Source organism: Flavobacterium magnesitis, from assembly GCF_041729735.1.
In the GTDB taxonomy this organism is placed as follows: domain Bacteria; phylum Bacteroidota; class Bacteroidia; order Flavobacteriales; family Flavobacteriaceae; genus Flavobacterium; species Flavobacterium magnesitis.
Genome location: NZ_JBCFQK010000010.1, coordinates 93,886 through 106,535, shown reverse-complemented (window position 1 = coordinate 106,535; position 12,650 = coordinate 93,886). Strand labels below are relative to the sequence as shown.

The following is a 12,650-nucleotide window of genomic DNA, read 5'->3' as shown; positions in this document are numbered from 1 at the left end:
ATATTAAAATTTTAAATTAGCTCCAATAACAAATGATCTCAATGAAGGGTAAGCATCCAGCTCGATACCCTGAGTACCTGTTACTAATTCGCCATCTCCTAACGCTTCTGGTGAAAATCCTGAGAATTTTTGAGAGATAAATGGGTTAATAGCATTTACGTAAATTCTGCAGAAATTAATAAAACCTGTATCATTTAAAGGAAGTTTATATCCCAAAGTGATGTTATTAATTCTAAAGAAGTCAGCTGATTCTAAGTAATATGTTGAAGCAACCGGAACCTGGTTAAACGGAGCCGGATTTGAAGCCGTAGTGTTTGTTGGAGTCCAAAAATTATTAGCTAAAGAAGCTTCTACATTTTCTCCTGAAAAACGCTGCGCTTTTTTACCGTTATAGACTTTTGCTCCTCCTATTCCATAGCCATCAACAGAAAAATCTATGTTTTTATAGTTCATCCCTAAAGTAACACCGTAGTTGGTAGTTGGTAATACTGAACCAACATATTTTTTGTCATTGACCTCATTTAATGCCCCTTGAGCAACCCTGTCACCATTTGCTGTGTAATACAACATCTGACCGTTTGTTGGATCAATTCCTGCATATTCATACATATAAAAACTACCTATCGGTTGTCCAACAGAAGTTCTGTCAAGCAATTTAGTATTTTGACCATTTCCGAGTGATCCACCAACAATTGGTGCAATTCCTTGATTTGTTAAACTTGCTAATTTATTTTTATTATGCGAGAAATTACCACCTACCCAATAACTTAAGTTATCGTTTATTTTATCATCCCAACGTAATGCAATTTCATATCCTTTGTTAGATACTTCTCCAACATGTGAAGGCGTTCTTTGAGTAATACCTGAAGTAGACAATGGTAAAACATACAAAATAGCATTTGTTGTATTTTTATCATACAAATCAAAAGATCCTTTTAATCTGTTATCCAGTATTTCAAAATCAAAACCTCCGGAAAGTTCTTCAACAATCTCCCATGATAAATTTGGATCGACCGTTGAATCAATTGTTGTTCCAGAACCTGATCCATAATTTAAACCTGAAGTAAAGGTTTGATTATTAAGCGGTACTTTTTGATTTCCTAAACGTCCCCAGGAACCTCTTATTTTTAATAAATTAAGCGCCTCTACATTACTTAAAAAACTTTCTCTAGACACTATCCAACCAACACCAAAAGATGGAAAAGTTCCCCAACGATTATTTTCTGAAAATTGTGAAGATCCGTCACGTCTTACCGTACCAGTAAACAAATATTTATCCATCAATTTGTATTGAAAACGACCAAAATAGGACGATAATTTTGACTGATTTAATGCTACATCATTATATCCTACTACATCTGCAGCATACGGAACATTATCTAATGCCCAATAATTAGAATTAGCCTCAACATTTTTTCTGGTTACTGTTAGTTTTTCTTTAATACCAATTACGTTTGTTTCAATACCTGCTGTAACTTCTACATTATGTATTTCGTTAAAAACTTTATTGTAAGTGAAATAATTAGATAGATTCCAATTGAAGTATTGCTCTCTGTTTCTGGTTAAAGTATTTATATTCAAACTATTTGTGTCATAATCTGACTCAATTCTTGTTGGATCTGCTGCTAGCCAAAGAGCAAAATTATCAACATAATTATACTGTTTGTAGGTATAGAATTCTCCATTAAATTGTGAGGTAAACTTTAATGAATTTAAGATATCATAATCTAATTTTAAACCACCCTGTAAAATAACAGTTTGCTGTTTTTCATTATTATAATCTAAAGCTGTTACAGGATTTCCTACTGAGTTAAATTGAGAACCGCTTTCAGCTACTATTCCATTATTTACAAATGGAACTCCATATTTTCCATCAGGATAGCGCACTGGCACCATTGGAGATTGTCTGTATGCTGTAGTAAATGCAGACATAGGTTGAGGAGTATTTTTTATAGAAGTGATACTAAAATTTTGACTTACTTTTAATTTGTCAGAAATTTTATATTCATTATTGTTTCTAATTGTGGTACGTCCATAATTAGTTCCATTGAGGATCCCTTTTTCTTCGTAATTTCCAGCACTTAAAAAGTATTTAACACTTTCTGTTGATCCGGAAATCGAAACATTGGTTTCTGAATATGTACCTGTTCTTGTAATTTCATCATACCAATTTGTATTAGTTGGCTGATTTAATGAAAATCTATTTGGATCGTTGAAAGCGGAATTGCTATAGCGGGCAAATTCTTCGCTATTAGCCATATCAACTTTTTTCAATGCGCTTTTGAAACCCATGTAACTATCAAAGTCTACTGTAAGTTTTCCTTTTCCTGTCTTAGTCGTAATCATGATAACTCCATTTGCTCCTCTGGTACCATAGATAGCAAGCGCCGAAGCATCTTTTAAAACTTCATAAGAAGTAATATCATTTGTATTAATATTGTTGATGTTTTCTGTTGGCATACCATCAACAACATACAAAGGATTTCTACCTCCTAATGCGGTGCCTACTCCTCTAATAACTACTGAAGGTGTACCGCCAGGGGTATTTGACGAAGTAACCTGAACACCTGCAGCTTTACCTTGTATGGCTTGAGAAGCATTCGCTACTTTCATTTTTGTAATTTCCTCAGATTTAATTGAACTTACGGACGAAGTATTATCAATTACCCTTCTGGTTCCATAACCAATGACTACTACTTCTTTCAGATTAGTATCTTCAGATTCTTTTAAAATTACATTCATTAGTTCCGAAGAAGCTGGTATAGTAACAGCCTCAAAACCTAACATTGAAATTCTTAATATTTCACCAATTTTGGCATCAATCGTAAAATTTCCATCAAAATCAGTATCAACAGTTGTTTTGGTTTCTTCAGCAATAATAATGGCTCCGGGAACTCCCAATCCACTACCATCTACTACTTTTCCTTTGATTGCTTGGCCCGACATATAAGCGGGTAGAAGCAATAGTGCTAAAAAGCTAAAAATAAAATTTCTCATAAGTTTTTGATCGTTTGAGTTAGTAGAGCCAAATTAAGCAATTACAACGTTGTAGTGCATCATGTAGGGCTACTACATAAGTACATCAAAATTAAAAAAATACGAGTTATTTTGTTGAATAACAGTTAGTTATTGTGTAGTTAAAATAGCTTTAACATATCGTTATGATGTAGTAATGATGTATTGTAATAACGTATAAAAAGAGGTTTAAAAATAAAATATTCATAAAAATTAACTAGATAAATTATATAGTAAGTAAAAATTTAGACAAGTTTTCTTCTTGAGAGAGGTTTAATTTCTTTCTCAAACGATAACGATGAAGTTCAACTCCTCTAAACGAGATGTTCATCATGGGAGCAATTTCTTTAGAAGAAAGATTCATTTTAAGATAAACACATAATTTAATATCCTTTGAAGTAAGGTTTGGAAACTTCTTAGAAAGATTAATGATAAACTCATTGTGAATTTGATTTAGATTGCTCTCGAAGATTTCCCACTCGTGTTTATTTACTTCATTAATTTTAATCGCTTTTTTGATTTCGCTTTTTAGTTTATTAAAATCCTTTTCAGAATTTAAAATTTGTTGAATATTATCAATCATTTGACTTTGCTTGGCTATAGACAATGATTTCCCCGCAACTTCCGATGATTTGGTTTGCAATTCGAGTTCCAGAATATGTTTTTCGTATTCCTGAATATTCAATTCATTTTCTGCTTTCAATTCCATTTCTAGAATTTTTTTCTGATGTTTTAGTTCTTCTTCTTGCAATTTCAATTTTTGAATGTAACGCAACTTATTCCATTTGTAATAGAAAAAGAAAACAGTTCCAATCAAAACTAAATACAATAGTATCATCCAAAAAGAAAAATACCAAGGTTGAGCTACATTAAAATCAAAACTAGAAAGCTCATCATAACTAGCGCCATCATGTTTGTAAATAACAACAGAATGAGATCCGCTGCTTAAGTTGTTCAATACAATCAAACCATTAGTAATGGCTACAAAATTAGTTGCATTGTCAAGTTTATAAAACAAATTAGGTTTACTTGCGCCATAAATTCCTGTGACTACATGAATTTTTAATTCAGAATTAAAATCAATTTTATCATCTTTATCAACCAAATTTTGATTGTTAAAAGCTACTATTTTAAGGTTTAGATTTTGCTTGTTGGCATTTTTTAACTGAAGAGAAATAAAACCATCATCTAGATTTAATAAGTAATTATTTTTATCTCTAAAAATCTTCAAGTTATCATTAATCAACTTTCCTTTGTAATATTTTTCCTGAATTATGTTCCAAACAAACTTATTACCATTGGCATAAATATGATATAAAGTTGTACCTTCAAGTACTACAAAATGATTTTCATCAATGGCAACTACATCTGAAATGTTTTCGAAATTATCATTAAATAATTCATTCTTTTCTAACTTATTGGTCAATGAATTATAGGTATACCAAGAATTATTAATTAAGAAGAGAATTTCACTTCTAAATTCGAAAATCTTAACTCCAAAATCATTTTCTATTTTATTTAGTTGCGTAATATTCTCAACCTTTATGGTTTCATACTTATCGTTGTACAGCACACGGTATAAACCCCGATAATTATCGGCAGCAAAAAGTTCGTTTTTTTTATTTTGCGCCACATATTTTATAGGTTTCATGATGTTTTTAATTGTTTCATGCTCGTTTAATTTTGTAACGTCATCATAAACTAAAATTCCACTATAGGTCGACTGAAAATGCGTATTATTAATATTGCTTTTTGATAAATTCCAGCCACCGCTTACATTATTGATTTTATAAAAAGAACCTTTATCATAACAAAATGTTCCATCGTTGTGACCAATAATGTATTTATCATCAATTTTAGTAATATTCCAGGCTTGCCCCTGCGTGTTAGGAATCATTGCGAATTTTCCTGATTCATATTCGAAAACGCCATGGTTTGAAGCAATCAGATAGCCTTTGTTAGTAGTTGCAACGGAATATACGGAACCTAAAATCCCTGAATTATCATAAAATATTGAAATTGGAGAATTTATTTCAACATGAGCAATACCGTTGTCTAATCCAAGCCATAAATCATTTTCTTTGTCAAAACCGATGCTTAAAATGGAGTTGTTCATAAGAACATTATCCCTATCAATATTTTTATAGGTATTCGTAGTCAAATCAAAAATATAAATCCCTTTGTTTCCTGTTCCAATAATTAGTTGATTATTTTTTGTAAACTTTGCCACATTGATAGTAGCTGTTTTTAATGTTTCATTTAACGGATTATTCCAAGGTATCAGATTATTATTGTCTTGAATAAAAATTCCCTTTTTCTGAGTAAAAACATATACTTTACCTTTGTGTTTTTCAATGGCATGAACAACTGTGTTTTTTAAAATATTCCATCCCTTAGTACTTGTAATTCTTGTACCATCCATCTTAAAAACTCCTTTTTCTACAGAGGCAACATACAGGTTCTTACCAACTACAAAACAATAAGATATTAAAAAAGGAAATCTGATTTTTTTGATATGTTTACCATCATAAATAAAAACTCCATTAAAGGATTGAAAATAAATAGCCCCTTTAAACTTGAAAATTTTCCAGATTTCTTCATTATCTTTTTCATCAAATAAGTTCAGTTTTTTGGTAATGGACACATAATGCATTTTCCCTTCTTTTCTGTGCCAGTATCCAAATTCTTTATAAGAGCCAGAGTAAATTTTATCATCTTCAACCATAATCGAACGAATGATAGTTTTATTAGGAAGAGTATACTTTTCCCATATCACACCGTCATATCGCAATAAATAATGGTTATTGGCAAAATACATTGCCTTGTCATTTCCTTGTACAACATTCCAAATTTGATTGTCGCCCTGATAATTTGATTTATTATAGTTTTCAACAAACGGAAGTATTTTTTGGGAATACGAACAATAATTTTGAATTATAAATAAGACGAGTATTAATGTTTTTATTTTTAGCATTCTGAAAAAAAATGAGATTGTTGTTTTAATTAAAGTTTTTAGTAATACTATTTTATATCAACCTTTTGTGAGTAGTATTCTAACTTTATCTGTTTGAAGTTGTCTCTATTCAATAATATATTAAAATTTATAAAGTATGCATTGAACTGTAAGTTTACTAAAAAAATCATTAACAGATTCAGTAAGGTATTATAATTTTGTTATTCTACTACTAATAGAATCACTTTGTTATAAAACTTTTTTAAAAGTATTCTGAAAATTGAGCATTGTATTAATGTATTTGAGTTAAGGGGGGAGGCTTTAACTTAAGTTTAGATAGGTATGAAAGTGAAAGAGAAAAAAAATAAATGTTTATTTTTTAAAACCAAAGAGAATCTCTTGTCGTAAATGCTTTTATATAACTTAAAAAAGTACATTTATGAAAACTACAAAATTCTTATCAGTAGCATTTTTTGCATTAGTATTCGGAGCAACTTCTTATGCTCAAAAAGCAGTAACAGTAGGAGGAGCACCAATGTATCCTACTAAAAATATTATCGAAAACGCAGTTAATTCTAAAGATCATACCACACTGGTAGCGGCGGTAAAAGCAGCAGAATTAGTAGAAACATTGCAAGGCAAAGGACCATTTACTGTTTTTGCACCTACAAATGCCGCTTTTGATAAATTGCCAAAAGGAACGGTGGAAACTTTGTTAAAACCAGAAAATAAAAAAATGTTGCAAACCATTTTGACTTACCATGTAGTGGCAGGAAAGATGAATGCATCTGATATTGCAAAAGCTATCAAAGCAGGTAATGGAAAAGCTACCTTAAAAACTGTTAGTGGTGGTACTTTGACAGCCTGGATGAAAGGAAAAAAATTATACATCACGGATGAGAAAGGTTCAATGTCAGAAGTTACCATTGCTGATGTAAACCAATCCAATGGTATAATTCACGTTGTTGATACCGTTTTATTACCAAAATCATAGTTGTTGTTAATTTAGATTGTTAAAAACGAAAAACCCATTCGCCGCGGCGAATGGGTTTTTTAATAGCTTTTTTTAGATTTTTATCTCAAAGTTGCACCAAGTTCAGTTTCAAAATTCTTTTGCAGTTTGCCCATAATTTTATCAATTTGAGCATCTGTAAGTGTTTTTGAATCATCTTGAAGAATGAAACTTAAAGCGTATGATTTTTTGCCTTCAGGCAGATTGTTACCTTCATAAACATCAAAAAGATTGATGTCTTTTAACAAGCTTTTCTCTGTTTGTCTCGCAATCGCATAAATACTATCATAACCTACATTTTGATCGATAAGCAAAGCCAAATCTCTTCGTACTTCAGGATATTTAGTGATTTCGGTAAATTTAATTTTGTTAGGAATGGTTTTTAAAACCGTTTCCCAATTAAAATCAGCATAAAAAACTTCTTGTTTGATTCCGAAATGTTTTAAAATAGATTTTTTTACTACTCCAAATTCAACCAAAATATTATGTCCAGTTCCAATAGCAATTCCTTCAGAAAAAACATCTGATTTTACTGGGCTGCTTTGTGTTTTTTGAATTCCCAATCTCGAAAACAATCCTTCTACATAGCCTTTGAATAAAAAGAAATCAGAAGGTTTTTGAGGATTAGTCCAGTTTTCCTGGTTTTTGTTTCCAGTTAAAAACAACGTAAGATGTTTGTGTTCTTCATATCCAGAAAGGAATTTATGATAGGTTTTCCCAAATTCGAACAATCTTAAATCGGAATTTTTACGATTGATATTGTAAGCAATGGCTTCTAATCCAGAAAACAATAACGATTGACGCATAGTTGCTAAATCATTACTCAATGGATTTAACATAGTTACATTGTGCTCTTCTTTCAACATTTCTGAAAGCTGAACATAAGAAGCTGTAGTCAAAGAATTGGCCATTATTTCGTGGAATCCTTGCGAATTCAACTGATTTCCAACAATATTTTGTAATTTATAATCTTCGTTTCTTGGTGCATTAAAAATCGTAGCGTTTACTTTATTCGAAAAATCAATTTTATTGTAACCGTAGACTCTTAAGATTTCTTCAATAACATCAATTTCTCTTTGCACATCCACGCGGTAAGCAGGAATGGTTAAACCCAAACCAGCATCCGAAACACTGTTTACTTTTATGTCTAATGAAACTAAGATTTGTTTGATAGTGTCTTTTGGGATTTTTTGCCCAATAATTTTAGTCACCTTATCAAAATTTAAAAACACAGTGAAATCTTCAATTTTTTTAGTGTAAATATCGGTGATTTCAGAAGTAATGTTTCCACCAGCAACTTCTTGTATTAATAAAGCCGCACGTTTTAATGCATAAGCTGTAATAGTTGGGTCGATTCCTCTTTCAAATCTAAAAGAAGCATCAGTATTTAGTTGGTGTCTTTTAGCTGTTTTTCTAACGCTTACAGGATTAAAATAAGCACTTTCTAAGAAAATAGAAGTAGTATTATTTGTTACTCCCGAATTTTGTCCGCCAAAAACTCCTGCAATACACATTGGACCTTTATCGTCACAAATCATCAAATCTTCTTCATGTAATGTTCTTTCCACATCATCCAGAGTAGTGAATTTTGTTCCTGCTTCAACTGTTTTTACATGGATTTTTCCGTTGATTTTTGCTGCATCAAAAGCGTGTAATGGTTGTCCTAAATCATGCAAAACATAATTAGTTACATCGACAATATTGTTTTTTGGATTGATTCCAATAGCTTTTAAGCGATCTTGTAACCAAGTAGGAGATGGTTTTACTGTAATTCCTGAAATAGTAACTCCGCAGTAACGAGGTGCTAAAAGCGGCGCGTCAACTTTAACGTCAATTTTCAACGTACGCATGTCCACTCTAAAATTACTTACTGATGGCGTAATCAATTCGACACTAACACCATTTTGTAATAATCCAGCTCTCAAATCTCTTGCTGTACCTAAATGACTCATGGCATCGGCACGATTTGGCGTTAAGCCAATTTCAAAAACTTCATCATTTTCTATTTTGAAAACTTTTGCAGCGGGAGTTCCAGGAGCTAAATCTTGGTCTAAAACCATAATTCCGTCATGACCCATTCCAAGACCTAATTCGTCTTCAGCACAAATCATTCCGTAGCTTTCCTGCCCGCGAATTTTTCCTTTTTTTATGCTAAATGAACCTCCTTCTTTATCATATAGTACTGTACCAATAGTGGCTACAGGCACTTTTTGTCCTGCTGCAACATTAGAAGCTCCGCATACTACTTGTATTGGAGTTCCTGTTCCTACATCAACAGTTGTTACTTTTAGTCTGTCGGCATCAGGATGTTGTTCGCAAGTCAATACATGTCCTACTACAACACCTTCTAATCCTCCTTTTATAGATTGATATTTTTCAACAACTTCTACTTCAAGTCCTAAATCAGTAAGTAATGCTGCTGTTTCTTCTGAATTCCAATCGGTTTTAATGAATTGTTTTAACCAGTTGTATGATATTTTCATTTGTAAATTTTAATGAGGTGCAAATATAAGGATTGCAGTTTGGAGAAAGAAACAATTTTTTTGGTTTTTTAATGTTATTTGTGTCTGTTGTATTTGGGAGTGTATTTATGTAATTGGTTTTTTAAAGTTTAATATTTTGTGAATTGTATAATAAAATTAAGTTAAAAAAGAGAATATGTTCGTTTTGTGCTGTTAGTTGAAAAGATTGTGCTACTCTTATGAATTCTATAAAAGTAAATTTGAAAGAATTAAAAAATATAAATATTATGAGTGATATAGCACAAAGACCTGAATTTAAGGCAAAGTATGATAATTATATTGGAGGAAAATTTGTAGCTCCTGTCAATGGTGCTTATTTTGATGTGGTTTCACCAATAGATGGAAAAGTATTTACGCAAGCAGCACATTCTACTAAGGAGGATTTAGAAATAGCTGTTAATGCTGCTGATGAAGCTTTTAAAACTTGGGGAAAAACGTCGTCTACAGAACGTAGTAATTTGTTAAATAAAATTGCTCAAGTTATAGAAGACAATTTAGAATATATTGCTACCGTAGAAACCATTGATAATGGAAAAGCCATTAGAGAAACCTTGGCTGCAGATATTCCTTTAGCGATAGACCATTTTAGATACTTTGCTTCTGTAATTAGAGCAGAAGAAAGTTCGATAACTGAATTAGATTCACAAACCGTTTCCATTGCTTTAAGCGAACCTTTAGGGGTTGTTGCTCAGATTATTCCTTGGAATTTTCCGATTTTAATGGCTGTTTGGAAATTAGCGCCAGCATTGGCAGCAGGAAATACAGTGGTTTTAAAACCAGCCGAGAGCACCCCAATTTCTATATTAGTTTTAATGGAATTAATTGGGGATATTCTTCCTCCAGGAGTAGTAAATATTGTTAATGGTTTTGGAGCTGAATTAGGAAGAGCTTTGGTAACCAATAAAAAAGTTTCTAAGGCTGCATTTACAGGTTCGACAACAACAGGACGTTTGGTTATGCAATATGCTACCGAAAATATAATTCCTGTAACCTTAGAATTAGGAGGAAAATCGCCTAATATCTTTATGAAATCAGTAGCTGATGCTGACGATGCTTTTTTTGATAAAGCCATTGAAGGTGCTGTTTTATTTGCATTAAATCAGGGAGAAATATGTACATGTCCTTCTCGTTTGTTAGTTCATGAAGATATTTACGATAAATTTATTGCTAAAGTAATCGAAAGAACCGCTGCTATAAAAATGGGTGATCCGTTAGATAAAACGACCATGATGGGAGCACAAGCCTCATTAGTACAAAAAGAAAAAATTATGTCTTACCTTAAATTAGGTAAAGAAGAAGGAGCCGAATTATTGACAGGTGGTGATGAGAATAAATTGGGAGGAGATCTTGAAGGGGGGTATTATATTCAGCCTACTATTTTTAAAGGACACAATAAAATGCGAATTTTTCAAGAAGAAATTTTCGGACCAGTATTAGCGGTGACTACTTTTAAAACTACCGAGGAAGCCATAGCTATTGCAAATGATACCATGTATGGTTTAGGAGCAGGTTTATGGACTCGCGATGCACACGAAATTTATCAAGTTCCAAGATCAATTCAAGCGGGCCGTGTTTGGATTAATCAGTACCATTCTTATCCAGCGGGAGCTCCGTTTGGGGGATATAAACAATCGGGAATAGGTCGTGAGAATCATAAAATGATGTTAGGTCATTATCGCCAAACAAAAAATATGTTGATTTCATACGATAAAAATAAACTAGGATTTTTTTAATAATAGTTGTTAATTGAAAAAAGGTGAGTTTTCGAACTTGCCTTTTTTTATAAATAAATTTCACAAACCATGATAAAAAGAATTGACGCTACCCAAGAAGCTATTGCATTAATCCAAACGCTAAAAGAAAAACATGGAGAACTTATGTTTTATCAGGCAGGAGGTTGTTGTGAAGGTACGCAACCCCAATGCTTTGAAAAAGGAGGTTTTTATCAACGTATGGGGGATGTATGTATTGGAACAATTGAAGGTACCGAATTTTGGGTTGATAAAGATTTATTCGAATATTGGAAACATGCTCATTTTACTTTGAAAGTGATTGATGCTTTTGGTGTAGGCGGATTTTCATTAGAAACACCTTTGAAAAAAACATTCCAAATTGAATATCGTATTTTTACACCAGAAGAAGAGCTGAATTTAGAACCCGTAAAATATATTGAATAAGCTAATTTATATAGAGCAGTTGGTATTGTTTAGGAGTAATACCTTCATGTTTTTTAAACAAACGACTAAAATAATTACTATCATCAAATCCCGCCATGTGACAAACTTCATTTATTTGTATTGTTGGATTTTTAAGTAATTGCTTAGCATGTTTTAATTTTTCATTAATCACAAATTCAATGGGACTTATACCCAATTCTCGCTTAAACAATCGAGAAAAAGAAGTTGTACTCATACAGGCTGTATCGCTTAATTTTTTGAGATTTATATTCTCTCTAATATTCGATCGAATGTATTCTAAAACTTCATTAATTGGAGAATTTGGTTCAGAGTAAACACCATCATCTATGGACTTTATTGTTTGTGTTTGGACTATTCGAATTAATAATTCTTGTAAAGTTAAGTCGGCAAGAGCGTCTTTTGTAACTGATGTACTCATGCATTCCTTGATGAGTTTATTCATCGTTGTGGCTAATTCTGTATTGTTGTAAAAATAATAGTTTTGGTAATTTAATTTCCAAAACTGATTGTTTCCTTCTTTAGGATAACGTTCATTTAAGAATTGTAACGTACTGTTAATTTTAGTTTGATCAATTGCTAGAGCCAAACATTGCGTAGGATTGTTTTTAGTAGCTTCAGGAAAATCAATTTTCATTTCTACATTAGACGGAATCATTACTGTCTCACCAGGTAAATATTCAAAACCAGGATCATCAAAAAGATGCATTACTTTTTTTCCTCTCAACATACTTGTAATCACTAAATCATTAAATTTTAAAGGAACTAACGTAGAGGATTTATAAGTTTCAAATAAGTTTAATTCACAGTGATTTAGATTGTAAACGGTTCTGTTTTCAATCAAAGTCTTCAATGATTTCTCATTCGATAATTTGGGAGGAGTAATTAAAGCACGATTGGTGTTCATAAGTTTAAAACTTTTCAAGTGTGCCTTAAATTTAATAAAAACAATT

At 31.8% G+C, this 12,650-nt stretch carries 7 protein-coding genes; 3 read left to right on the top strand and 4 right to left on the bottom strand.

The features are described 5' to 3' along the window. Positions 1–3 precede the first annotated feature (3 nt). Together AAGV33_RS08690 and AAGV33_RS08685 are read right to left on the bottom strand one after the other, a co-directional pair. Positions 4–2,997 carry a SusC/RagA family TonB-linked outer membrane protein gene (locus AAGV33_RS08690; protein ID WP_373391580.1) on the bottom strand — a complete coding sequence of 998 codons (2,994 nt, stop codon included), beginning with the start codon at positions 2,995–2,997 and terminating at the stop codon, positions 4–6. 244 nt (positions 2,998–3,241) lie between these two features. Continuing rightward, on the bottom strand, positions 3,242–5,989 hold the full coding sequence (locus AAGV33_RS08685; RefSeq protein WP_373391579.1) for a helix-turn-helix and ligand-binding sensor domain-containing protein: 2,748 nt from the start codon (positions 5,987–5,989) through the stop codon (positions 3,242–3,244). Between the two features lie 418 nt (positions 5,990–6,407). On the opposite strand from AAGV33_RS08685, the gene AAGV33_RS08680 reads away from it, so the two are divergent. Then, positions 6,408–6,962 carry a fasciclin domain-containing protein gene (locus AAGV33_RS08680; protein WP_373391578.1) on the top strand — a complete coding sequence of 185 codons (555 nt, stop codon included), beginning with the start codon at positions 6,408–6,410 and terminating at the stop codon, positions 6,960–6,962. Between the two features lie 80 nt (positions 6,963–7,042). Here the strand turns inward: AAGV33_RS08680 and pheT are convergent, their stop codons facing one another. Then, positions 7,043–9,463, bottom strand: coding sequence for a phenylalanine--tRNA ligase subunit beta (gene pheT, locus AAGV33_RS08675; RefSeq protein WP_373391577.1), 2,421 nt, complete (start codon positions 9,461–9,463; stop codon positions 7,043–7,045). A 266-nt stretch (positions 9,464–9,729) separates the two neighbouring features. Between pheT and AAGV33_RS08670 the strand changes: the two genes are divergently transcribed. Then, positions 9,730–11,235, top strand: coding sequence for an aldehyde dehydrogenase family protein (locus tag AAGV33_RS08670; protein WP_373391576.1), 1,506 nt, complete (start codon positions 9,730–9,732; stop codon positions 11,233–11,235). Between the two features lie 69 nt (positions 11,236–11,304). Further along, complete coding sequence (locus AAGV33_RS08665; RefSeq protein ID WP_140486897.1) at positions 11,305–11,679, top strand: DUF779 domain-containing protein; 375 nt, start codon at positions 11,305–11,307, stop codon at positions 11,677–11,679. A 1-nt stretch (position 11,680) separates the two neighbouring features. Here the strand turns inward: AAGV33_RS08665 and AAGV33_RS08660 are convergent, their stop codons facing one another. Continuing rightward, entirely contained in the window at positions 11,681–12,604 is a 924-nt protein-coding gene (locus AAGV33_RS08660) for an AraC family transcriptional regulator (protein ID WP_373391575.1), read from the bottom strand. Between the last annotated feature and the right edge of the window lie 46 nt (positions 12,605–12,650).

Bases quoted from the DNA above. Each gene is read 5' to 3' on its own strand.
- AAGV33_RS08690 (WP_373391580.1), bottom strand. From the start codon at position 2,997: ATGAGAAATTTTATTTTTAGCTTTTTAGCACTATTGCTTCTACCCGCT.
- AAGV33_RS08685 (WP_373391579.1), bottom strand. From the start codon at position 5,989: ATGCTAAAAATAAAAACATTAATACTCGTCTTATTTATAATTCAAAAT.
- AAGV33_RS08680 (WP_373391578.1), top strand. From the start codon at position 6,408: ATGAAAACTACAAAATTCTTATCAGTAGCATTTTTTGCATTAGTATTC.
- pheT (WP_373391577.1), bottom strand. From the start codon at position 9,463: ATGAAAATATCATACAACTGGTTAAAACAATTCATTAAAACCGATTGG.
- AAGV33_RS08670 (WP_373391576.1), top strand. From the start codon at position 9,730: ATGAGTGATATAGCACAAAGACCTGAATTTAAGGCAAAGTATGATAAT.
- AAGV33_RS08665 (WP_140486897.1), top strand. From the start codon at position 11,305: ATGATAAAAAGAATTGACGCTACCCAAGAAGCTATTGCATTAATCCAA.
- AAGV33_RS08660 (WP_373391575.1), bottom strand. From the start codon at position 12,604: ATGAACACCAATCGTGCTTTAATTACTCCTCCCAAATTATCGAATGAG.